The organism is Chryseobacterium manosquense, assembly GCF_014623485.1.
In the GTDB taxonomy this organism is placed as follows: domain Bacteria; phylum Bacteroidota; class Bacteroidia; order Flavobacteriales; family Weeksellaceae; genus Kaistella; species Kaistella haifensis.
Window position 1 is genome coordinate 1063635 of record NZ_CP060203.1, and the last position, 23490, is coordinate 1087124.

Consider the following 23490-nt stretch of genomic DNA (forward strand, 5'->3'; position numbering starts at 1 on the left):
TTTACTCTTCGATTCTGCTTCGGAAAAAGCTTCCGAAAAACACGGATAAAATTACGTAAAAAACCATAACTGCTCCGAAATAGTAGGTAAACTGGCGAAACGAAAACATGTCTTTGTCTTTAATCATTTCCGGAGAAAAACTCTGAAGTCTGGCTTGGTAATTTTTCTCGAGCTCCTTTCTTTCAGCTTCCTCTTTTAGGCCAATCTTTGCCTTTTCATACTCGTTGTTGAGTTCCGTTTTCTGTCTTTCGATGTATTGAAAATTAAGTAAATCTTTTGCATCTCGATCTACAAAATTCAGAAAAGCGAAGATTGTGAGCATCGAAAACAATCCTCCGATAAACATCGGTTTGAAAGCGCTTCCAAAAACTGCCCGAAATCCCATTGGAAATCCTAATTTTTTTGCAGAAGTTACGGAATAATATGCTCCGGCAACGTACACCACCGGAAGCAAAAATGCATTCAAAAGCATTGAATTGTTGAAAAAATCAACATTCATCCCGAAAAAATACATCCCAAAAAAGAGGACCATTGTCGCTATAAACAACATAAAACCAACTGCATAGACGTTTTTTACCATATCCGAGTATTATAATTTTTAATTTTTTTTGAATTAGATTTTTGAATTTTGAATTAAACCCTTATCTTTGCATCGGCAAGTCCTAAACAACCAGCTCCTGTGAATCCTCCAGGGTGGGAACGCAGCAAAGGTAAACGGTTGTAGCGGTGTGATTTAGGTAGCTTGCCATTTTTTGTTTCTTTATTTTTGCATTTCTGCTTTTAGTTCACTCACTGTTTTTACGTGGCTCCAGTTTTCTCCCGTTTTGATGCGGTGAATCTGCATTTCTGAAACCCCAAACTGATGTGCCAATTTCTTCATCGTCACTCCTTTTTTTCCCAATTTTGATTTGATGAAAAGCACGTCGTTTTCCGAGAGTTTGCTACTTCTTACATTCGGTTTTTTATCTTCGAATTGCTTTTTGAATTGGTTCAAAATGACTTTCGGATGTTTCATTTGGCGTTCGGTTAATTCTTCCTGATTTGCCCATCCTAAATTTTCCACATTATTATTTAACTTATCGAAATCGTGGTGAATTACAAACTTTCTAGACTCATCTAAAGGCTTTCCTATAAATAATTCCGCAATCGCTTTATGAACCAAAATCGCTACATATTTTGAGACTTTCTTTCTAAACTTTTTATTAAGTTTTGACCTTGTCTTAACGAGTTCAGCTCTTCTTTTCTTTAAATCATCTAGTTTATCACGCAAGTTTTCGGATTTATTCTCGATAGGTGATTTTAATCCAAAGTTTTTAATTTCGGCATTAAGTTCGGCAATCTCTTTATCGAGTTCTTGAAGTTTTTCGGCATCTTTAGGTTTGAGTTCATCCGTAAATGTAGTTCTGAAAATGGGAAAACCGCCTTGTAAGGAACCACTAATAATATTTCCTTTTGGAGCAAGTCTAGAAAACGTCTTCATTCTACCCAAATTTGAAAACTCGATTCTAAAATCAGTTGCAAATCCCAAATTTAAAGGATACTCCTTCCAAATTTCTTCATTTTTCTTAATCATATTTCTAAATTTTCAACAAAAATACAAAAAATAACGCAGGGTATTGGCGAAGTATAAATTAAATTTCAAATTCCTCTCCCAATTGCGGTAAAGCAAAATCGATATTCCGTTCTGCAAAAAGTTCTTTCGCTTCTTCGTGATTGATTTTAATTGGCGGAAAAGTGTCGAAATGACAACCAATAACTTTTTTCGTTTTCAATAATTCAGCAGCGGCAAAACTTGCTGTTCTTGCACACATGGTGTAATGCGCACCAATTGGAAGTACCGCCAAATCAATGTTTCCGAATAGTTGTGGGAACAATGCCATGTCCGCGATCACGCCGGTATCGCCTGCAAAATAGATGTTTTTTCCAGGAAATCTGAAAATATATCCGCAAGGTTCTCCGCCATAAGTTCCATCTGGAAAAGAGCTCGTATGACTTGCGGGAACCATCGAAATCTTCAAATCATCAATCTTTGCAGATCCGCCAAAATTGATATCAATGGAATTTGGATGAGCAAAATATCCGCAAATTTCCGGTTGACCAATCACCGCCGCTTCCGGATGATGTTGCAAAACTTCTTTCACATCAGCAGTATGATCGCCATGAGCGTGAGTAATGAGCACATAATCAATATTTTGTGCAGAAATATCGAATCCCGATTCTTCTTTCCCGAAGTTGTAAAAAGGATCTGTTAAAATATTTTTTCCGTTATAAGTGAACAAAAAACAGTTTTGTCCGAGGTATTGTATTTTCATTTTTTTTAGGTATTAAATTTAGTTTTAAATAGAAGTAAACATATTAATTACGAAACAAATAAAAACTGTCTCGATCATATTTAAGATAAATAAAGATTTATTTGTTTGCGATTTATTTGCAAATGCTATTTTCATATTCTAGAAATAATTCAAACCGAAAGCCACTAAAATCGCCATCATCAAAGTCATTATTCCAACTTGTTTTAAGAAAGGATCTAGTTCGCTTGGTTGTTTTACCTGCATAATTTTTCTTCGAAGTCCCGTCATTGGAAACATCAAAATAAAAAAGATGAAAGCATAGTATTTTCTTTCGGTGTGCAAACCGTTCATCATCATAAAAACCAGCATTAGAATCAAAGGAAGCTGTAATAAAATCACTTCATAAACCATTGCATTCCTAAAACCTAAACGCAAAGCCAGCGTTTTTTTACCGCTGATTGCATCGTTTTCAATGTCGCGCATATTGTTCAGATTCAAAACTGCTGCACTCAACATTCCGATTGCGGTAGCAGGAAGAAGCATATCCCAGTGAAAAGTTTTGGTGAAAAGGAAATAACTTCCGCAAACGGAAACCAATCCGAAAAACACAAACACAAAAATATCGCCCAAACCTAAGTATCCATAAGGTTTTTTACCGACTGTATAACATATTGCTGCCAATATACAGGCAATTCCCAATCCTACGAAAATGTAGAATTCTTTCATTAAATTTTCTTTGAAAAAAGCAAGATATAAAAGCCCAACCGTTGCCAAAAAAGATAGAATTGCGAACAAAATCACTGCATTTCTCATTTGATTTGCTGTAATTTTTCCAGAGGCTACTGCTCTTTGTTCGGCTTCTCCTATCCTATTTTTGTCGGTTCCTATTACTCCATCGCCGTAATCATTAGCAAAATTTGAAAGGATTTGATAAAGCAGCGTCACCAAAATTGCCATCGCAAAAATCTTCCAGTCCCAAGTTCCGCCGTTTTCGATGACTCTCCATCTTGCGATGAAAGATCCCATTATAATTCCGCTCATTGACAGCGGCAAAGTTCGCAGCCGCGCTGCTTTTATCCAATCAATCATATATTTTAGATATGAGATTTTAGATATGAGATTTTAGACAAAATTTAAAAAATCTGTGTCAATTTCTCTTATCTAAAATCTATTTTTAAGAAATCCATTTATTTTCGCCGAAATCAGGTTTTCTTTTTTCGAGGAATGCATTTCTGCCTTCTTTGGCTTCATCGGTCATGTACGCCAAACGCGTTGCTTCGCCTGCAAAAACTTGTTGACCAACCATTCCATCATCGGTTAAATTCATTGCGAATTTCAACATTCTAATGGATAAAGGTGATTTTTCTAAAATTTCCTGAGCCCATTGGTAAGCGGTATTTTCCAGTTCTGCATGCGGAATCACGGCATTTACCATTCCCATTGCTTCAGCTTCTTTGGCAGAATAATTTCTTCCTAAAAAGAAAATTTCACGGGCTTTTTTCTGACCAACCATTTTCGCCAAATAGGCCGATCCGTAACCTCCATCGAAACTCGTCACATCGGCATCAGTTTGTTTGAAAATCGCATGCTCCTCGCTCGCTAAAGTCAAATCGCAAACCACGTGCAAAGAATGTCCGCCACCAACTGCCCAACCGTTTACCACGGCAATCACCACTTTCGGCATAAAGCGAATCAAACGCTGAACTTCCAAAATATTCAAACGATGTCTTCCATCTTCGCCTACGTAGCCTTGTTCACCACGCGCTTTTTGGTCGCCACCACTGCAGAATGCATGTCCTCCATCTTTTGGACTAGGACCTTCGCCGGTAAGCAGCACGACACCTACAGAAGAGTCTTCCGAAACGTGATAAAAAGCATCGTATAATTCTGAGGTTGTTTTTGGGCGAAATGCATTGCGAACTTCAGGTCTGTTGAAAGCAATTCTAGCTACAGCGCCACACTTTTGATAAGTAATATCTTCGTATTCTTTTACGGTTTTCCAATCGATCATTTTCTTGTAAAATTTGAGCCAAAGATACGGAATTTATGAGGCAGGACAAAAGGAAAACGAAGGGTTTTGGGAATAAAATCGGATAATTTTCCGTGTAGAATTGCACTCAAAATATTCTTAAAAGTTTTAAAATACGGCTTGAAAGATATAATTTATTCCGGATTTTCTTCTTCGGTGATTTCGTTGGTTTCTGCTAGAATTTTCTGGGCTATTTCCACATCATGTTGATTGACTAACAGAAAATAATTCTGAGAAATGGGAAAAACTGCCACATTATTTACATATTCATTTTTAATGTGACTCGGAATATCACGCGATGCGAGTTTGGTTTTGGCAAGCTCTATTTCGTAAAGGTAGGATGACTGAAAAATCGGAACGAGTTCTGACATTTTTTTAATTTTTATTAAAAGTAAGGTAAATTTGGGGAATCTTCAAAATAAAAACGACAGAACTTCTAGCCCTGATGGAAGTGGAAATCCTTCCGCCGACAAGGTCGGCGGAAGATTGCAACGGACAGCAGGTGGAGTCTTGAAAAATATAGAAAACCTTGATGCTCCTAAAAATAATTAGTCAGTTTTTCGTCTGTTGATAAACCAATACACCGGTAAACCTAGCAAAATAAGGAGGAAACCAGGCCATGTATATTGAGGTTTGAACCAAATCAACAGGATACAAAATGCACTGCCGATCAATAGATATAGGATGGGCGTTATGGGATAAAGCCATGTTTTGTAGGGCCGTTCCATGTTTGGTTTTTTGACTCTGAGGTAAATAACTCCGAAAACCGTAATCATATAGAAAAGGACGATAACGAAGGAAATCATATCCAGCAAATCGCCGTATTGACCGCTGAGCGCAAGGAATGAAGCCCAAATTCCCTGCATCCATAGTGATTTTTCGGGAACTTCATTTTTATTGTTTTCTATGGCTTGTTTGAAGAATAATCCGTCTTTCGCCATAGTCTGGAAGACGCGTGCGCCGGCTAAAACCAATCCATTGATGCAACCAAACGTAGAAATCATCACCAAAATCGCCATAATTACGGTACCTAAATTTCCGAAAATAACTTCCGACGCTGCTACCGCAGGACGATTTTTATCCGCAAATGCGATTTCGTCTCGATCAAGTACATTCAAATAAACGAAATTCACGAGGAGATACAAAATCATCACAACGATGGTTCCCAAAACCATTGCTTTTACTACATTTTTCTTTGGATTTTCAATTTCGCCCGACATGAAAGTTACGTTTTCCCAAGCAACAGAACTGAAGACCGACCCGACCATCGCAGCTGCAATTCCGCCAAGAAGTGTAACACTTCCGATCGATTGCCAACCGGTTGGAACCAGATCATTTCCTACTTCCTTCCCAAAATCCTGGAAAGCATTCCAGCCAAAACTCATATTTTCCGTCCATTGCGAATCTTTAACCAAAAGAAATCCGAAAACGATAATTCCAAGTAGCGCTAATATTTTTGAAGTAGTGAAAATATTCTGCAAAAATTTGCCATTTTTCACTCCTTTGGTATTGATATAAGTGAGCAAAAGAATAATCACAATTGCTAAAATTTGCACCCAAGTAATTTTGAAACTTCCGCTTTGGAAAATCGGTTGCGAATTATTAAGCGCTGGAATCAAATAAGAGGTAAATTTTCCGAAAGCCATTGCAACAGCTGCAATCGTACCGGTTTGGATTACCGTAAACAATCCCCAACCGTAGAGAAAACCAGTCATTCTGCCGAAAATTTCGGTCATGTAGGTGTATTGCCCGCCCGCTTTTGGAAACATCGCAGAAAGTTCACCGTAAGAAATCGCCGCAGCAACCGTCATTATTCCAGTAATGATCCACACTGCAATCAGCCAATATCCGGATCCCAAATTCCGCATCATATCGGAACTTACAATGAATATTCCGCTACCAATCATCGAGCCCATTACGAGCATTGTAGCATCCCAAAGTTTGAGTTTTTTTTCCATTAATTTTGAATATATTTTAAATAAAAAAGATTAGTTCCGGATATATTATTTTTTAAAACATAGTTAGTAAATGTATAAATTTAATTTAAAGGTTTTAAGTTTTAATTAAGATTAATATAGGATTTAAACTTAAAAACACCTTTTCTAAAAATAAAATTGGAAAAATTTATTATTTTTGTGAAAATTTGGTTTATGAAAAAATTAGTATTTATAGTAAGCATCGCATTATCTACGATGGTTTTCGCTCAGAAAAGCGAGAAAAAGATGGGTCCACCTCCAGGAAACGCTTTAGTAGGAGATGTTTATGGAAGTGTAATTTCTGCAAAAGCTGAAAAAAAAGCAATTTCACCAGAAAAATTGGATAAAAAGCTGGCTCAATCAAAAAAAATAGAAAATATTGCGGTGAAAGGAAAAGTAACCGATGTTTGCGATAAAAAAGGCTGCTGGTTGACTCTAGAAACAGAAAACAACGAGAAGTTTTTTGTGAAAATGAAAGATTACGGATTCTTCGTTCCTACTGCTTTGATTGGAAAAAACGTAGTATTAGAAGGCAACGCAGAGACGAAAATAATTTCAGTCGATGAGCAGAAACATTACGCTGAAGATGCGAAAAAATCGCAACAGGAAATTGATGCCATCACCAAACCACAGGAAGAAATTCGATTTGTAGCATCCGGAATCAAGGTTGTGAATTAATTATCAACAGTTTACAAATTTAAAGCGAGACTTTTAAGTCTCGCTTTTTCTATTCTATTTTAAAATCAACTTCCGCATCCAGTTTTGGAAATTTCTTGTCGGAAATAAATTTTTTCCCGGTACAATCAATTTCTTTCCAACCCTTTTTTTTGCCAACGTCACCTACTTCCATCACGATAGGCACAAAAGAAATTTCATCATCACCGGCGCGAATTTCTTCCTTGAACTGTACTGCGATGTCGAGCATACAATAATGATCGGTGTTCAATTTCACATTTCTGTAAATTATGTCGTAATGCGACTCCTTATTCTCCGGTATTTCCTGATATTTTTCCCAAAAATCAGTTGCACCTTTCAATTCCGCAATCGCCTTTAAACCTTCGTATAGCGCCAAAGTATAATATTTTCGGGTACCTTCTCTTTTATAATCATTCGGAAAATGACCACCTTCATATAAAATTGTCGGGATTCCCATTTTAGTAAAGTTATCTCCCGTAGAGGTTGGATAAAATTCATCCGAATATCGAGCAATCTGGTTCGGAATCTCAGTTTTCAACGCCTCAAAAATCTTGACAATCACCGCCATGGATTTTTTTCGGGTTTCAGTGACCTCTCTTTCTCTATTTATTGAAGGTGCTAAAAAAGAAAGCGTTGCCGGATTTTCACCATCCGTAGTAAAAATCGTACGTTGTTCATGAAGATTTAATGCATAGTCATAATTACCGTTTTCAGCGATATTTTTCAAAATAGGAAATTCTTTGCTCGAAAGCTTTAGAAAATCACGGTTTATATCAATATCTATCGCATTTCTGCGGGACCATTTTTCTGATCCATCTGGATTCAACATGAAAATAAAATCCAAAGTTATCTCCGAAAACAATTTTTCTTTCAATTCGGGTTGATGTTTAAAAATCTCCAACAAATCAAGCATTGCGTGTGTAGCATTCGATTCGTTCCCATGCATCTGCGACCAAGCCAAAACCTTTGTTCCACCCGATCCGATTCGCATTTTATAAATAGGTTGATCCAGAAATGATGTTCCGATCTCTGAAATACAATCGCTGTAATTCGTCTGTAGGAAAAAAAATAATTTTCCCGGGGAAATATAGCGGTTTGGGAAATCGGGGCATTTTCGATAAATGAGATTATCTCGCATAGAAAGTTATTTTACAATTTTCAAATTTAATTTTTTTAAACGGATTTAAAAAATTCACTTTTGTAAATTAGCTAAACAGGTGAAAATGTCAGTTTGTCTGTTGATAAAATTGTGGATTGCATTTTATTTAAAAAATTTTTATATCAAACTAAATATCAGTTATTTATTATATTTAAATAAACTACTTTTTTAAATGTACTTTAAGCTAAAAAGTACACTGAATTGCCTATTTGTAGGGAAAAAACGTAAACACATTATTTTGTGGATATCGATATAATTTACAATAAAATTACAAATGTAAATCAGAGTAAAAATGATTAATTTCTTATCTTTATACTAAATATTTTATATGAGTAGCGAATCACTTTTCCTTATAGGATTTATATTATTTATCTTTTTGATCCTCGCATTAGACTTAGGATTATTAAACAAAAAATCCGACACCATTTCAATGAAACAAGCAGGACTGATGAGTTTCTTTGTGGTTGCATTGTCCATGTGTTTTTATTTTATTTTGATCACGTACGGTCACCTACTCCACGGCATCGATAACATGGAAAAACTACAACAGGTGATTACTTCTCATCATCATCCCGTCAAAGTTATTCCGCAAGATCTGGAACACAGTATCCAATTGTATAATCAAAATTTGGGTCTGGAATATCTAACCGGATACGTTGTTGAGTATGCCCTTTCTGTGGATAATATCTTTGTAATGGTACTTATTTTCTCAGCTTTTGGAGTGGCGCAGAAGAACTATCACCGGGTTTTGTTCTGGGGAATTTTGGGAGCGATTGTGATGCGTTTTATCTTTATTTTCGTTGGCGCTGCACTGATCGAGAAATTCAGTTGGATCATGTATGTATTCGGAGCATTTCTCGTTTTCACAGGAATCAAAATGTTTTTCGATAAAGACAACGATGAGAAAATTGATACTCAAAATCACCCGGTGGTAAAGTTTGCGAAACGATTTTTTAAAGTTCATGACCATTTTGTTGGAAACAAATTTTTTGTGACAATAGATGGTGTGAAGAAAATTACCCCGCTTTTTCTGGTTCTCCTTATTATTGAAGCTACGGATTTGATCTTCGCAGTCGATAGTATTCCTGCAATTTTTTCGGTGACTAAAGATCCTTATATTGTATTTTTCTCCAATATTTTTGCGATTATCGGGCTTCGATCGATGTTCTTTTTATTAGCAGGAATTATCGATAAATTCCGTTTCCTGAAGTTAGGATTGGCCATGCTTTTAACTTTTATCGGTTTGAAAATGCTTTTCCATTCCTACCTGGATTCATTTGGATTTACCACAACACATTCATTGCTCATTATTGTAAGTATTTTAGGACTAAGTATATTTTTCTCGTTAATATTTCCTGAACATAAAAAGGAAAGAAAATTAAGAATTGATGATGATCATAAGGAAAATTTACATCGGTAATTTATAAAAGTAAACACCTTAAACATTTAAAAACCAGCAATCATATTGTTGGTTTTACTTTTGTAAACACGTTTCGATTTCATTTATTTACATTTGTATATTATTGTAAGTAAATATTTATTTACATTTGTAATTATGAATTTGAACGAAAGAATTTCAAAAATTATAGAATATTCAGAACTTTCTTCTTCTGAATTTGCAGATACGATCGATGTACAACGTTCGAATATTTCGCATATTACTTCCGGTAGAAATAAACCATCCTTGGATTTTCTCATTAAAATTAAAGAACGTTTTCCTGAAATTCAGTGGGATTGGCTGATCAAAGGCGAAGGTGAGATGCTCATCAAACCAGAACCGGAAATAATTGTTGAAAAACAAAAACCCACTTCCCTGCCCGATTTGTTTACTTTAATTGATGATGATAATTTCGGAATTACGGAAAGTGAAGATTCAACACAAAAACATATTCCGCGAGAATCGAAAATTTCTGCACAAACTCCCGAAAAAGAAAAAATATCCGATTTTCAGCGATTAGGCGTGCAGGAAAATCAAACTCCCTTACAAACACCTGAAAATCAAAAAAGTAAAATTATCAGGATTGTAATGTTTTATGACAATGGGAAATTTGAAAGTTTCGAACCTTAATTTCTAATAAAAGTACCTTTTCAATTATTTTTTTTCAGACTATTTCTCTCGGGTAAGGAAATTTCTATTCAGCATGATTTTTGCAAATGTGATAGTTGCAAAAAAAAATTTATAAAATGAAATTAGCCGAACTCGCAAAAGAACTCCAAATATCCACCGAAAGCTTTATCAATTTTATCCAGGATTTCGATTTGGAAATTTCAGAATGCATTTCGACAAATTTTGAGGTAAAGAAAGATTTCATAAAATTCGCTAAAGAAAATATAACTTTTTTGAAGAAATATGAAGAGGATTTAGGCCAAAATAAATCCGTAGAAGATATCGCCAAAACCATAAAGCAACCCCAAGATAAAGTTTCCGAAATATTAAAAAAAGATAAGGTAAAAATCTATGACAATGGTTTTTATAAATCCTCAGTTTCCAGCTATGTAATCGATCAAAAGCTGGGTGGCAATTATCAATTTGTTTATGATTATTTCGGAAAAAAAACCAGTCTTGCTGAGCGAGATTTCATCGGTTATCGTGACCTTTTTTTCTTTATTTCCAAAACCTTAGATCCGTTTTTACATCACTCGCTGCTTACGGATTGGGGAATTCATAAATCAGCAGGAATTATTTTATACGGACCTCCCGGAAGTGGAAAAATTTTCTGGGCTAATAAAATTGCAGAAATTGTCGATTTTCAGTTTAAACAGATTAAAAAATATTATTTCGGAACTTCATTTGTGGATGGTCGGAAAACCAGTTTCAACGATTTTTTGGTTGAAATGATGAAAGAAGACAAAGTTGTGCTTTTCATGGACGAATTTGACAACATTATGAGCGAAAGAAGCGAGGAAAGATCGGTTTCGTCTTGTGATGAAGAAACCAAGGAAATTATTTTGCATTACGTAAGCCAATTCGAAAAAGAAGGTTTACTGATGATCGGTTCCGCCAACGCTTTGGTCGACATCGATCGAGAAATTCGAGCTCCGGGAAGATTTGATGTAAGTATTCCCATTTTTCCGCCAAATGCCCAGGAACGCTCCGAAATGATCCTGTATTATATAAAGGAAAATCTTTCCAAAGATGCTGTTTTAATGGAAATTTTAAAAGCGAACGATGCCGATCATTTACCGTTCTGGAAAGATATTTCGATGAAAATGAAAGTGTTTTCGAATACGATGATCATCGATTTCACCCAAAGTTTGAAGAAGAAAATCAGAGATATTTATCTAAAAAACAGATCTCCAAATATAAAAATCACTGAAAAACTTTTGGAAGCCGCTTTTCGAGAAGCTTCCGCAAAACTTACAGGAGAATACCTAAATCACGTTGCTCAATTTGTACAGGATGTTTCGATCAACAATTATGATGATTTTTCCAGTAGAATTGAAGCTCTGAAAGCGGAACTTGATAGCTATAAAATGGTTGAAAAACCAATAAAAACCATTGGTTTTACTCATAATGGAGATCAGGACGAGTAATTTTTTTTGAGAAAACACCGGCTCACTTAAAGGAAAAACTTCATATTTTGGTTAAAAAATTTTTCAAACAAAAGGAATCCCTATTGTTGGAGAATGATGGACGCATTTTGATAATTTTGTTATCTTTGATCATTATCAAATTTTTACAATGAAAAAAATCTTTTTATCCGTTTCTATTTTAGTTTCTGTAGCAACTTTCTCACAGGAAATAACTTTAGATAAAATTTACTCCGGATACTACCGCGGAAAAGGAATTGCAGGGATTGCTTCCTTAAAAAATGGTGAAAATTATGCCGTAATCGAAAGAGGTGGAATTGCCAAATATTCTTATAAAACATCCGCAAAAGAAGGAAATATTGTCGATGGAAGTTTCGAATCTTATCAATTTAATGATGATGAGTCGAAGATCCTATTACTAAAAAAAAGTCAGCCCATTTATCGCCATTCTTTCCTCGGAAAATTCGATGTAAAGGATTTAAAATCAGGAAAAACATTAAGTTTAAACAATGGAAATTACGTTCAAGAACCCACTTTTTCACCAGACGGAACGAAAGTAGCATTTATTGCTGAAAACAATTTATTTTACCAAGATTTATACTCAGAAAAGATTACCCAAATCACTCAAGATGGGAAGAAAAACTCAATAATAAACGGACTTGCAGATTGGGTTTATGAGGAAGAATTCGGGCACGCAAAGCAATACGAATGGACCAAAAATTCGGACGCAATTGTCTTTGTAAAATCTGATGAAACGGAAGTTCCGGAAATGTACATCCCGATTTACGGAAAACAGCTTTATCCTTCTGAACTGCGGTTTAAATATCCAAAAGCGGGTGAAAAAAACTCGATGGTTTCAGCGCATTTATATCGTTTGGATTCTCAGAAAACAGTAGCTTTAAATTTATTGAACTTTAAGAACTATTACATTCCGAATGTTTATAAAACCGCAAAATCTGACGAAATTGTATTGATTACTTCAGACCGATTACAAAATTCGTCGGATGTTTTAAAAGTGAATACAAAAACCGGAACTATTCAGAAATTATTTACCGAAAGTGATGATAAATGGATAGAAACCGATAATGTTACGCTGGAATTTCTAGATGACAATTCATTTATCTGGGGCAGCGAAAGAGATGGGAACAGACATCTTTATTGGTACGACCAAAATGGAAAACCGAAAAAACAAATCACCAAAGGAAATTGGGAAGTAACTGATTATTACGGATTTAATCCAAAAACAAAAGAAGTTCTGGTACAAACCACCGAAAAAGGAAGCATCAATAAAGTAGTTTCTAAGATCAATATTGAAACCGGTAAATCGACGTTGCTTTCTAACGCTGAAGGAAATAACAGTGCGAGTTTCAGCGGAAATTATAATTATTTTATCGAAACTTCCTCCACTGCGACGAAACCTTACACTTATGTTTTAAAAGACGGAAACGGAAAAACAGTGAAAGAACTTCAAAATAATGATGAGCAGCTTAAAAAACTTCAAGCTGATAATATGGTGAGCAAGGAATTTATTACGATTCCGAACGAAGCCGGCGATCAAATGAATGCCTGGATGTTAAAACCTAAGGATTTTGATCCTAGCAAAAAATATCCGCTCTTTATGTTCCAGTATTCCGGTCCGGGATCGCAGAGCGTTTCTAATTCATGGGATGCAGGAAACGGATTATGGTTTAACCACCTTGTACAAAAAGGTTATATCGTTGTTTGTGTAGATGGACGCGGAACCGGCTACAAAGGAACCAAATTCAAAAAGGTAACCTATTTAAATTTAGGAAAATACGAAATCGAAGATCAAATTGCTGCTGCGAAATGGTTCGGTAAGCAAACCTATATCGATAAATCCAGAATTGGTATTTTCGGCTGGAGTTACGGTGGATATATGGCAAGTTTAGCCCTTACTAAAGGTGCAGACGTTTTCAAAGCCGGTATTGCAGTAGCTCCGGTTACCAACTGGAGATATTATGACACGGTTTACACCGAAAGATTCATGAGAACCCCGCAGGAAAACGCAAAAGGCTACGATGAAAATTCGCCAACAGAATTTGCAAGTTTATTGAAAGGAAAATTCTTATTAATCCACGGAACTGCCGATGACAACGTACATTTCCAAAATTCAATGGAGTTTGCAGAAGCTTTAATTCAGAACAAAAAACAATTCGAATTTATGGCATATCCTGATAAAAACCACGGGATTTATGGTGGAAATACAAGACCACAACTCTACCAAAAAATGACCGATTTTATTTTGGAAAATTTGTAGAATTTTGAAGAAGAAAAGTAAATTAAAACCGCAGAAGAGAAATTTCTTTTGCGGTTTTTTAATAATTATGTGAACTCCTATTATCGATAATGGTAATCAGAACAATCGTTCGATTGCGTTCTGGGTAAATCAAAGAATTGTTTTCTTCAATTTTGCAATTACTGAAATTTAATAGCTTAGATTTCGGAGAGTTTTCTTTGTGAGATTTCAATCTTTGAATTAATTAATCGAAATTTTTTAAAATTTTACGCTCGATTTTTTCAAATTTTCAGCCAATTGACTTGTCTAATTTTTGTCTAAATATTTCTTCTTCAACAAATCAATATCATCATTCACATTCCCTAAAAGTTGATTGGGAATCGTTTTCAGATTATTTTCCGAATCTTTTTATAGTTGATAATCTCTGGGCTATTATTTTAATCAACATTAGATAAATTTTTAATTCCATTTAAAAATCCTATTTTTGGGCAAATTCAATTTTATATGGAAAAATCTACTGCCAAACACCCTAAGGGCTTACCTTACCTTTTCTTTACAGAAATGTGGGAAAGATTTGGGTATTATCTGATCCTCGGAATTTTCGTTTTATACATGATCGACCCGACTGATACCGGAGGATTGGCTTTTAATGACAAAAATGCAGATGATATTTTCGGAACTTTTATCGCGCTTACCTATCTCACCCCATTTCTTGGAGGATTCTTGGCCGACCGCGTTTTGGGATACATCAAAGCAATCTATATTGGAGGTACCTTGATGGGATTGGGTTATATCGGTTTGGGAGTTTTTAAAGACATTCCCATGTTTTACGCATCAATGGGTTTAATTATCTTAGGAAACGGATTTTTCAAACCAAGTATCTCCACATTACTCGGAAATCTGTACGAAGAAGAACCCTACAAAGCCAATAAAGATGCGGGTTACAACATTTTCTATATGGGAATTAATATTGGTGCTTTCGTTTGCAACATCATCGCAGCATTTATGAGGAATAAATTTGGTTGGGGCGAAGCATTTATTACAGCGGGAGTCGGGATGTTTATTGGGTTGCTGATTTTCTCTTTAGGAAGGAAACATATCCTTAAAGCAAATGTTATGAAGCCAGTGCAGGCAGGTGATACGAAAATTTCTGATGTCTTGGTTAAAGTTTTCTTGCCGGCAATCATAGCGGGAATTATTGGCTGGGTTATTCCAGGAAATATCTTCGGAAGTGATTCTACAGATGCCTTTATCTTCGCATGTTTGCCTGTAGTTTACTTCTATGTGATGCTTTATGTGAAAGCAAATTCAGATGATAAAAGACCAATCGGAGCGCTGCTGGCAATATTTGCAGTAAGTTTAATGTTTTGGGCTGTTTTCAAGCAAAACGGAACCGCTTTAACACGTTGGGCAAACTATTATACCGACAGAAGCGTACCCGCGGTAGCTGAAAAACCTCTGGAAGCCATTTATCTCGTGGAAACAAAAGACTATACATCAAAAGAAGTAAATGTTTACGATGATCAGTACCAGGCTCAAAAAGATGAGGCCGGTAATCCTTTAAAAGAGCAGGGAAAAGACATCTACTTCAGAAATGAGTTGCCTGAGAAAAAAGCAGCCATGGAAGCCAATCCGGAAGGAAAAGTTTATCTTTATAACACCGAGTTGTTCCAGTCGGTGAATCCGTTTTGGGTAATTGTTTTAACGCCTATTGTTGTTGGATTTTTTATGTTTTTAAGAAAACGTGGCAAAGAGCCTACAACACCGGCTAAAATTGTATTGGGACTCTTTATTTCTGCGCTTTCCTGCTTGGTGATGATTGGAGCCGTGTATGCCGGAGATAATGGCGCATTCAAAGTTTCTGCACTGTGGCTCGTAGCTGCTTATGGGGTAATTACAGTCGGCGAACTTTGTTTATCACCAATGGGACTTTCTTTAGTTTCTAAATTATCTCCTCCTAGACTTACTGCCCTGATGATGGGAGGATTCTTCCTTTCCACCTCAATTGGTAACAAACTTTCGGGAGTGTTGGCAAGTTTCTGGTACGATTATGAAAACAAGGCTAATTTCTTTATCGTAAATTTTGGTTTACTGCTTCTCGCTACCCTTCTTGGTTTATCTATTCTGAAAAGATTGAATAAGATCATGAAAGAAAAAGGAGTGAATTAATCTAATTTTTCAAAAATTACTGGAAAGTGCCGGAGAAATTCGGCACTTTTCTGTTTTAAAACTGAAATAATCATCCCTTGAAAAAGAAAAAAAACTATATTTGCTCCTTAACAATTATTAACAAATAAAAAAAAATGGACACAGCAGAGCAAAAAGGGCACCCTAAAGGACTCTATCTTTTGTTTATGACAGAAATGTGGGAACGTTTCTCTTATTACGGTATGCGTGCAATTTTCGTTTTATACATGACGAAAATGCTTTTAATGGATGATGCAGAAGCTTCACAAATCTACGGAAGTTATACAGGTTTGGTATATCTTACGCCGCTTCTGGGTGGTTATCTTGCAGACCGTTTTCTGGGCAACAGACGAAGTATAGAAATTGGGGGTGTACTTATGGCACTTGGGCAGTTTGTAATGTTTTTCAGTGCTTCCACTTCAGGCAGTTCAGCAATTACGCTGATGTGGATTGGTCTTACCATGTTAATCATTGGAAACGGCTTCTTCAAACCAAACATTTCAACGATGGTGGGTCAGCTTTATCCAAAGGGGGATCGCAGGGTAGATTCAGCATTTACCATTTTCTATATGGGTATTAACCTGGGAGCTTTCTTTGCACCGCTTATTTCTGGAACGCTGGCTGAAAAAATTGATTTTAAGTGGGGCTTCCTGGCGGCAGGTATCGGTATGGTAATCGGGTTAATTACTTTTATGCTTCAGAAAAATAAACTGCTTGTAGATCACGAACACAAGCCAATCGGGATGCCAACCAATAAATTTGGTATCGCACAGCTTGGAATGGTTTTAGGCTCAATAGCGATTATTTTCTTCTTAATGAATTTTAAAACCATGTTCCAAAGCGATTGGGATATTATTGGATATCTTATTTATGGTGCGATGATCGTGATGCCGCTAATTGTTCTTACAGATAAATCTTTGACCAAAGAAGAACGCGAGAGAATTATGGTCATCTTCATTTTGGCATTTTTTGTAATTTTCTTCTGGGGCGCATTTGAGCAGGCCGGGGCTTCACTGACAATTTTTGCTGACAGACAGACCGACAGAACGATTTTCGGCTGGGAAATGCCTGCCAGTTACTTCCAGTCAGTAAACCCACTGGCAATTATTGTACTTGCACCATTGTTCTCTTCAATTTGGTTGCGTCTTGGTAACCGTGGTATGGAGCCGTCTTCGCCAAAGAAAATGGCGATTGGTTTAGCATTGGTTTCTTTAGGATACGTAGTTATTGCATTTGCCGTTTATGGTTTGGGAATGATGGACAAAGTTTCTATGTTCTGGCTAATCGCATTATATGTAATTCACACAATGGGTGAACTTTGCCTTTCACCAATCGGACTTTCAATGGTGTCAAAACTTTCACCACTGCGTTTCTCTTCTCTTTTGATGGGAACATGGTTCTTGGCTAATGCTGCTGCAAACAAATTTGCAGGAACTTTATCAGCATTAATTCCGGGAAGTGGTGAAGAGGGTCAGGGTGCGAAAGTCACTCATTTCTTAGGATTTGAAATCACTAACCTTTTCGATTTCTTCCTTGTATTTATTGTGATGTGTGGTGCTGCAGCTTTAATTTTGTTTGCAATGAGCCGTTGGTTAGAGAAAAAAATGCACGGAGTAAACTAATCCAATCGCATTTAACTATACTAAACCACCGATTATTCGGTGGTTTTTTCTATTTTCGTTGAAAATTATTCTAAAATGAATCTTACGTTAGAACAAATTCAGGATTTCAAAGGAAAATATCCAAAGCAAATCTGGTCACTTTTTTTCTCGGAGATGTGGGAACGGTTCTGCTTCTACGGAATGCGCGGAATGCTTGTTTTCTTTATGATTTCTCAATTAAATTTTGGAGATCAGCAAGCCAATCTGCAGTATGGAGCTACACAAGCGTTTGTTTATGCATTTACTTTTGTCGGTGGAATTTTCGCCGATAAAATTTTGGGGTTCAGAAAATCACTCTTCTGGGGTGGATTGTTGATGATTGTCGGAAGCTTGATTCTGGCCTTCGAACCACATCAGTTTTTCTTTTTGGGAATTGCATTTACTGTCGTTGGAACCGGTTTCTTTAAGCCAAATATTTCCACCATGGTGGGAAAACTTTATAAATCCGATGATTCCAGAAGAGATGCGGGATTCTCGCTTTTTTACGCCGGAATTAATCTTGGCGCACTTCTCGGTGGCTATTTATGTATTGCTATCGGGAAAGGCGAAATGCTTTCTTCCATGATTCCTGAAGATAAAAGATGGAATGTCGCTTTCGGTTTGGCCGCAATTGTAATGGTAGTTAGTTTAATTAATTTTGTTTTTACCCAAAGAAGATTAGGACCAATTGGTTTACCGCCAATGAAAATTCTGGCTGATGGTTCTGCCGTGGCGTTAGAAAAATGGAAAGAATATGGTGTTTACATTTTATCATTAATCTTCGTTCCTCTCATCATGAAAATGGTTTCCGTTCCGCAATACACCGATTTATTCATGTATATCGTAGGTCCGGCAACATTGCTTTATCTATTTTATGAAATGACAAAGGTGACTTCTGCTGAAAGAAAAAAACTTTGGGCGGCTTTAGTTTTCATCATTTTTTCTATTATTTTTTGGGGAATTTATGAGCAATCGGGCGGTTCGCTAAGTATTTTCGCGGCTAATAATCTCAATAAAGATTTGCTTGGTTTAGATCCCAATGGTGTTAACAATTCCGGCGGAGCGTTTTTCATCATATTTTTAGCACCATTGGTAGGTTTATTCTGGATTTGGTTGAGCAAAAGAAAACTGGAACCGAATACCATCATTAAATTCGGCTTAGGATTTATTTTCCTTGGTTTAGGATACTACGTATTGTTTGCTACCAGATTATTCGCTGATTTACAAGGAATTACCTCTCTTAAAATTTTCACCATCGCATTATTGGTCATTACTTTTGGTGAGCTTTGTCTTTCACCGATTGGGCTTTCAATTATGACCAAACTTTCCACCGAAAAACTTCAGGGAATGATGATGGGAATGTGGTTTCTGGCTTCTGCTTACGGGCAATATGTAGCAGGGATTATCGGAGCAAATATGGCGACAGCAGACGAAAACGCTTCCAATTTAGATAAATTTTTAACCTACACCGAAGGTTATAAACAATTGGGAATTTATGCCCTTATCGCCGGAGTCGTACTCATTATTATTTCACCTTATGTGAAAAAATTAATGCAAGATGTAAGATAATATTTAACTAAAATCCATTTTTGCTATCCAACTCGCGATGAAAAAATTCACCTACATACTTTTTCTGTTAATCGCATCTTCGTCTTATTCACAAGTGAAATGGATGAATTTGGAACAGGCAATAGAAGCTCAACGAAATCAACCAAGAAAAATATTGATTGATTTCTATATTGATAGTTGCGAACCATGCAAAATAATGGCGAAAAACACCTTCAACCATCCGATTATCGCGAAATATTTGAATGAAAATTACTATCCGGTAAAGTTTAATGCCGAAAGCAAAGAAAACATCACACTTTTCGGAAGAACATTCTCAAACAGTAATCAAGTCGATCATAAAGGCAAAAATTCGTTGCACGATTTCGCTAAATTCATGAATGTAACTACCATTCCTACGACTGTTTTCTTGGATGAGCAAAGCATGCCAATTACCATTTTGCAGGGCGCACTTACGGCAAAAGAAATGGAACCTTACATCCCATTCATTGCAGAAGATCAATATAAAAAAATCAATACTCGAGAACAATGGGAAAATTATCAGAAAAAATTCAGATCAACGATTAAAGATTGATTTTAAATGAATATTCGTCAATACTGTCCTAAATAAAAAAACAGATATATTTTATGCACATATAGATAGGCTTTAAGCGGAATTTTCTATAGATTTTCAAAAAGAACCCCTTGATAATATGTTTTTTGAGATTCAGGTGGTTGGTCAAAAGGTTTGTCGAGCCAATACTGGAGATTAATTTTCACAAAAATATTCAGTCGGATAAATGCTACTAGATTTGATAATTGCCAAGGATATTTTGCGATTGATTTTAGGTATTTTAGGATAAGAATGGTAATTAGAGCCGTCCAAATTTGTATTTTAACTGCATTTTCAGATGTTCCGATAAATGTTTTGATATGAAGCAATTGCTTGATGTCTCTGAAAAAAATCTCAATCTGCCACCTTTGTTTGTACAGTTCTGCAATGGTGGAAGCTGCCCAAGTGAAATTATTGGTGATAATTTCGATTTTTTGTTTTTTTTCATCGCCCAAAACCGCCACTCTTCTTAATTTTTTAGGGTATTTTTCTTTTGAAATAGGGTTTGAAAGGATTATGTCTTCGTCTTTCAAAATGTTTTGCGCTCCTTTTGGTGGAAGTTCTCGTTCCTGTAAAGTTTCAAATTTTAGGTTTTCCTTATGCCTGATTACAAAAAAAACACCTTTGCTGTCCCAAATAGAAAGCATCGGAAAATCGTTGTAAAAACGGTCGGCTACAATCACCGCACCTTTCTCTAAGGGAATGTTTTCAGCCCCTTTATTATCCGCAACGCTTCCTTTGGTAATATTCACATAAACCGGAAGTTTCCCATCGTATTCAAGCAAGGTATGCATCTTTACAGCTCCTTTCTTAGTGCGATACGTTGCCCAATCAAATAAAGAAAGACACAGGGAAATAAGAGTGGAATCTAATAGATAAACGGGAACTTTTATTTTCAGCTTTACTCGTTTTTGTTTGGTGTGCTGTCCTAAATGTTCTAATAATATGAAATACAAATCTTTGAACAAGTCTGCATCTCTTTTCCCATTTTGGTAACTGATGGAAGATTTGGAAGGTGCAGTTTTTATTCCTAAATGATTGAGGTTGCCCGTTGCGCTACGAAGTCCATTGGAAATATCCCGTACCGAGGTGCTTTTCGCAAAATGACAGAAAAGCATAGAAACTAAATGGGTCCAACTATCGAATCCTTTATTTCGGTAATCGGTCTTTTTTTCTTTGACTATTTTTTTGAAAATTACTCGGTCTATTTTTGAAATAATCTGAGAAAATAATGTTAATTTTGAGTCCATAAGAAGGTTTTTTTGTTGTGCAACCTCAAAGGTACTTTGAGTTACTCTAATTCCTTCTTATTTTTTTTATTTAGGACGCTATTGAATATTCGTTAAAAAACCAAGACTTTCAAATTAATTTTTGGAAGTCTTTTTTATTTTACCGAAATTCGCCTTCATCTTAATTCAAGAAAAATCGACTTAGAAACTCCCATAGAATTCATCAAAGGAATCGGTCCGGAACGCGCCAAATTCATTCGGAATGTTTTGGGAATTACGACAGTTGAAGATTTTCTTACTTTTTATCCTTTGCGTTACATCGATAAAAGTAAAATTTACCAAATCGGAGATTTAAAGCAAGAGCCCGAAACCGAAATTCAATTTAAAGGAAAAATTACTGATTTACAGGAAATCGGTTATGGTAAAGGACAAAAACGGCTTTCCGCAAAATTCCGCGACGAAACCGGAACCTTGGAACTGGTATGGTTTCGATATTCAAACTGGATGAAAGAACAAATTCCACTGAACCGCGAAATCTTTATTTTTGGGAAAGTAAATCTTTTCAATGGCAATTATTCGATGCCGCATCCAGAGATAGAAGTTGACGAAAAAAAAGCGCTTTACGGTTCACTTCTTCCGATTTATTCAGGAAGTGAAAAACTATCGAAAAGAGGGATTAATAATAAGTTCTTTCAAAATATCCTATCAGAAATTACCCAAAGTTTACCATTATTGATGCAAGAAAATTTGCCCGAAGATTTAATGAAAAATTTAAAACTAATCGGAAGAATTCCTGCATTTTACCATATTCATTTTCCAAAGGATTTCTATCATTTTGAGCATGCCAACCGAAGAATTAAATTTGATGAAGCATTTTTCTTTCAGTTGGGTTACGGTTTGAAAAAACTACATCAAAAAACTTCAGTAATTGGGAATCCTTTCCCTAAAATTGGTGAAAATTTCAATAATTTTTATGAAAATGCACTTCCTTTCGAGCTTACCAACGCACAAAAACGGGTTTTAAAGGAAATCCGAACGGATATGAAAAAGCCAATTCAGATGAACAGGTTACTGCAAGGAGATGTAGGTTCGGGGAAAACGATGGTCGCATTACTCACCATGTTGATCGCAATGGACAATGGTTTTCAGAGCTGTATGATGGCTCCCACAGAAATTCTGGCTCAACAACATTTCAATTCGATTCACGAATTATTAAAGGACACGGATATCAAAGTTCGCCTCCTAACCGGTTCCACAAAAACTTCCGAAAGAAAAATAATTCATGAAGAGTTACTCAGCGGTGAACTTGCAATTTTGGTAGGAACACATGCTGTTTTGGAAGATATTGTGCAGTTCAAAAACCTCGGACTTGCGATTATCGATGAGCAACATCGTTTTGGAGTGGCGCAACGAGCGAAACTTTGGGCAAAAAATAAAATCCCTCCACATATTTTGGTAATGACTGCAACACCGATTCCGCGAACCTTGGCGATGAGTTTTTACAGCGATTTGGATGTATCGGTAATCGATGAAATGCCTGTCGGTAGAAAACCCATCATCACTGCTCACAGAAGGGAACAAGATCGACTTTCCGTCTTCAGATTTGCCAAGGATGAAATCGAAAAAGGCCGGCAAATTTATTTCGTTTATCCATTAATTGAAGAATCCGAAACTTTGGATTACAAGAATCTCATGGAAAATTTTGATCATATTACCACTTTTTTTGAAGGAAAAAATGTGACCATGCTCCATGGACGAATGAAACCGGCAGAAAAAGATGCCGCGATGCAATATTTCGCGTCCGGAAAAGCTGAAATCATGGTAGCAACCACCGTAATTGAAGTTGGCGTAAACGTTCCGAACGCCTCAGTAATGGTGATAGAAAGTGCAGAACGGTTCGGTTTGTCCCAACTTCACCAGTTACGTGGCAGAGTTGGTCGTGGTGCAGAGCAAAGCTACTGTATCCTGATGACTTCTGATAAACTCAGCAAAGAAAGCCGAACACGGATCAAAACAATGACCGAAACCAACGATGGATTCAAAATTTCGGAAGTTGATATGCAACTCCGTGGTCCGGGCGATATCTTGGGAACACAGCAAAGTGGCGTGGTAGATTTTAAAAAACTGGATTTGGTAGCTGACGGTAAAATCATTAAAACAGCAAAAACTGCTGTAGAACTATTGCTTACAACCGATCCACAACTGACCAAACCGGAAAATTTGGACATGAGAAATTACTATATAAAACTCTATAAAGGAAAAAATAAATGGAGCCGGATTTCCTAATCATAAGAAATAACCGACTCAGCGCTATTAAAACATTCAAAAAACGATTTC

Annotated in this window: 20 protein-coding genes and 1 other RNA gene; 12 read left to right on the plus strand and 9 right to left on the minus strand. The window is 36.2% G+C overall.

Annotated elements, in window-relative coordinates; all coding sequences use genetic code 11:
* Position 1: 1 nt before the first annotated feature.
* Complete coding sequence (locus H0S70_RS04915) at positions 2–580, minus strand: DUF4199 family protein (RefSeq protein ID WP_123247739.1); 579 nt, start codon at positions 578–580, stop codon at positions 2–4.
* A 73-nt stretch (positions 581–653) separates the two neighbouring features.
* Between H0S70_RS04915 and ffs the strand changes: the two genes are divergently transcribed.
* Positions 654–751: signal recognition particle sRNA small type (gene ffs / locus H0S70_RS04920), an RNA gene on the plus strand.
* A 9-nt stretch (positions 752–760) separates the two neighbouring features.
* On the opposite strand, the gene H0S70_RS04925 is transcribed toward ffs, so the two are convergent.
* The 5 genes from H0S70_RS04925 to H0S70_RS04945 form a co-directional block, all read right to left on the minus strand.
* On the minus strand, positions 761–1573 hold the full coding sequence (locus H0S70_RS04925; protein ID WP_051872551.1) for an HNH endonuclease: 813 nt from the start codon (positions 1571–1573) through the stop codon (positions 761–763).
* Positions 1574–1631: 58 nt separating this feature from the next.
* Complete coding sequence (locus H0S70_RS04930) at positions 1632–2312, minus strand: metal-dependent hydrolase (RefSeq protein WP_188321906.1); 681 nt, start codon at positions 2310–2312, stop codon at positions 1632–1634.
* Between the two features lie 138 nt (positions 2313–2450).
* Positions 2451–3380 carry a 1,4-dihydroxy-2-naphthoate octaprenyltransferase gene (gene menA / locus H0S70_RS04935; protein WP_188321907.1) on the minus strand — a complete coding sequence of 310 codons (930 nt, stop codon included), beginning with the start codon at positions 3378–3380 and terminating at the stop codon, positions 2451–2453.
* Positions 3381–3465: 85 nt separating this feature from the next.
* Positions 3466–4302: a 1,4-dihydroxy-2-naphthoyl-CoA synthase gene (locus H0S70_RS04940; protein ID WP_031502611.1), complete on the minus strand. Its 837-nt coding sequence runs from the start codon at positions 4300–4302 to the stop codon at positions 3466–3468.
* A gap of 152 nt (positions 4303–4454) precedes the next feature.
* Positions 4455–4691 carry a hypothetical protein gene (locus tag H0S70_RS04945; protein WP_031502609.1) on the minus strand — a complete coding sequence of 79 codons (237 nt, stop codon included), beginning with the start codon at positions 4689–4691 and terminating at the stop codon, positions 4455–4457.
* A gap of 31 nt (positions 4692–4722) precedes the next feature.
* Between H0S70_RS04945 and H0S70_RS04950 the strand changes: the two genes are divergently transcribed.
* Positions 4723–4872, plus strand: coding sequence for a hypothetical protein (locus H0S70_RS04950; RefSeq protein ID WP_188321908.1), 150 nt, complete (start codon positions 4723–4725; stop codon positions 4870–4872).
* Here H0S70_RS04950 and H0S70_RS04955 read toward each other — a convergent pair.
* Complete coding sequence (locus H0S70_RS04955; RefSeq protein WP_188321909.1) at positions 4869–6278, minus strand: APC family permease; 1410 nt, start codon at positions 6276–6278, stop codon at positions 4869–4871. The two genes, H0S70_RS04950 and H0S70_RS04955, sit on opposite strands and share 4 nt — an antisense overlap.
* 192 nt (positions 6279–6470) lie before the next feature.
* On the opposite strand from H0S70_RS04955, the gene H0S70_RS04960 reads away from it, so the two are divergent.
* Positions 6471–6974 carry a DUF4920 domain-containing protein gene (locus H0S70_RS04960; protein ID WP_188321910.1) on the plus strand — a complete coding sequence of 168 codons (504 nt, stop codon included), beginning with the start codon at positions 6471–6473 and terminating at the stop codon, positions 6972–6974.
* 49 nt (positions 6975–7023) lie between these two features.
* Here H0S70_RS04960 and H0S70_RS04965 read toward each other — a convergent pair whose 3' ends face one another.
* The gene (locus H0S70_RS04965) at positions 7024–8130 is read right to left on the minus strand and encodes a M14 family zinc carboxypeptidase (protein ID WP_188321911.1); all 1107 of its coding nucleotides are present in this window, start codon (positions 8128–8130) and stop codon (positions 7024–7026) included.
* Between the two features lie 349 nt (positions 8131–8479).
* On the opposite strand from H0S70_RS04965, the gene H0S70_RS04970 reads away from it, so the two are divergent.
* From H0S70_RS04970 to H0S70_RS05005, 8 genes are all read left to right on the plus strand, one after another.
* A complete protein-coding gene (locus H0S70_RS04970; protein WP_123904966.1) occupies positions 8480–9571 on the plus strand; it encodes a TerC/Alx family metal homeostasis membrane protein in 1092 nt (363 codons plus the stop codon).
* A gap of 135 nt (positions 9572–9706) precedes the next feature.
* Complete coding sequence (locus H0S70_RS04975) at positions 9707–10219, plus strand: helix-turn-helix domain-containing protein (protein WP_123247747.1); 513 nt, start codon at positions 9707–9709, stop codon at positions 10217–10219.
* A 116-nt stretch (positions 10220–10335) separates the two neighbouring features.
* Complete coding sequence (locus H0S70_RS04980; protein ID WP_188321912.1) at positions 10336–11685, plus strand: AAA family ATPase; 1350 nt, start codon at positions 10336–10338, stop codon at positions 11683–11685.
* Positions 11686–11833: 148 nt separating this feature from the next.
* Positions 11834–13960: a S9 family peptidase gene (locus tag H0S70_RS04985; protein ID WP_188321913.1), complete on the plus strand. Its 2127-nt coding sequence runs from the start codon at positions 11834–11836 to the stop codon at positions 13958–13960.
* A 483-nt stretch (positions 13961–14443) separates the two neighbouring features.
* Positions 14444–16108 (plus strand): peptide MFS transporter, encoded by a 1665-nt coding sequence (locus H0S70_RS04990; protein WP_188321914.1) that lies wholly within the window; start codon positions 14444–14446, stop codon positions 16106–16108.
* 134 nt (positions 16109–16242) lie between these two features.
* Positions 16243–17748, plus strand: coding sequence for a peptide MFS transporter (locus tag H0S70_RS04995; RefSeq protein WP_188321915.1), 1506 nt, complete (start codon positions 16243–16245; stop codon positions 17746–17748).
* 75 nt (positions 17749–17823) lie between these two features.
* Positions 17824–19335, plus strand: a complete 1512-nt coding sequence (locus H0S70_RS05000; RefSeq protein WP_188321916.1) for a peptide MFS transporter — start codon at positions 17824–17826, stop codon at positions 19333–19335.
* Positions 19336–19372: 37 nt separating this feature from the next.
* Positions 19373–19906, plus strand: coding sequence for a thioredoxin family protein (locus H0S70_RS05005; protein WP_188321917.1), 534 nt, complete (start codon positions 19373–19375; stop codon positions 19904–19906).
* A gap of 86 nt (positions 19907–19992) precedes the next feature.
* Here the strand turns inward: H0S70_RS05005 and H0S70_RS05010 are convergent, their stop codons facing one another.
* Positions 19993–21174, minus strand: a complete 1182-nt coding sequence (locus H0S70_RS05010) for an IS4 family transposase (protein WP_188321918.1) — start codon at positions 21172–21174, stop codon at positions 19993–19995.
* 174 nt (positions 21175–21348) lie between these two features.
* Between H0S70_RS05010 and recG the strand changes: the two genes are divergently transcribed.
* Entirely contained in the window at positions 21349–23439 is a 2091-nt protein-coding gene (gene recG / locus H0S70_RS05015) for an ATP-dependent DNA helicase RecG (RefSeq protein ID WP_188322189.1), read from the plus strand.
* Positions 23440–23490 lie beyond the last annotated feature (51 nt).

Bases quoted from the DNA above. Each gene is read 5' to 3' on its own strand.
- H0S70_RS04960 (WP_188321910.1), top strand. From the start codon at position 6,471: ATGAAAAAATTAGTATTTATAGTAAGCATCGCATTATCTACGATGGTT.
- H0S70_RS04970 (WP_123904966.1), top strand. From the start codon at position 8,480: ATGAGTAGCGAATCACTTTTCCTTATAGGATTTATATTATTTATCTTT.
- menA (WP_188321907.1), bottom strand. From the start codon at position 3,380: ATGATTGATTGGATAAAAGCAGCGCGGCTGCGAACTTTGCCGCTGTCA.
- H0S70_RS04985 (WP_188321913.1), top strand. From the start codon at position 11,834: ATGAAAAAAATCTTTTTATCCGTTTCTATTTTAGTTTCTGTAGCAACT.
- H0S70_RS04925 (WP_051872551.1), bottom strand. From the start codon at position 1,573: ATGATTAAGAAAAATGAAGAAATTTGGAAGGAGTATCCTTTAAATTTG.
- H0S70_RS04975 (WP_123247747.1), top strand. From the start codon at position 9,707: ATGAATTTGAACGAAAGAATTTCAAAAATTATAGAATATTCAGAACTT.
- H0S70_RS04995 (WP_188321915.1), top strand. From the start codon at position 16,243: ATGGACACAGCAGAGCAAAAAGGGCACCCTAAAGGACTCTATCTTTTG.
- H0S70_RS05010 (WP_188321918.1), bottom strand. From the start codon at position 21,174: ATGGACTCAAAATTAACATTATTTTCTCAGATTATTTCAAAAATAGAC.
- H0S70_RS04965 (WP_188321911.1), bottom strand. From the start codon at position 8,130: ATGCGAGATAATCTCATTTATCGAAAATGCCCCGATTTCCCAAACCGC.
- H0S70_RS05000 (WP_188321916.1), top strand. From the start codon at position 17,824: ATGAATCTTACGTTAGAACAAATTCAGGATTTCAAAGGAAAATATCCA.
- H0S70_RS04915 (WP_123247739.1), bottom strand. From the start codon at position 580: ATGGTAAAAAACGTCTATGCAGTTGGTTTTATGTTGTTTATAGCGACA.
- H0S70_RS04940 (WP_031502611.1), bottom strand. From the start codon at position 4,302: ATGATCGATTGGAAAACCGTAAAAGAATACGAAGATATTACTTATCAA.
- H0S70_RS04930 (WP_188321906.1), bottom strand. From the start codon at position 2,312: ATGAAAATACAATACCTCGGACAAAACTGTTTTTTGTTCACTTATAAC.
- H0S70_RS05005 (WP_188321917.1), top strand. From the start codon at position 19,373: ATGAAAAAATTCACCTACATACTTTTTCTGTTAATCGCATCTTCGTCT.
- H0S70_RS04955 (WP_188321909.1), bottom strand. From the start codon at position 6,278: ATGGAAAAAAAACTCAAACTTTGGGATGCTACAATGCTCGTAATGGGC.
- H0S70_RS04990 (WP_188321914.1), top strand. From the start codon at position 14,444: ATGGAAAAATCTACTGCCAAACACCCTAAGGGCTTACCTTACCTTTTC.
- H0S70_RS04980 (WP_188321912.1), top strand. From the start codon at position 10,336: ATGAAATTAGCCGAACTCGCAAAAGAACTCCAAATATCCACCGAAAGC.
- H0S70_RS04945 (WP_031502609.1), bottom strand. From the start codon at position 4,691: ATGTCAGAACTCGTTCCGATTTTTCAGTCATCCTACCTTTACGAAATA.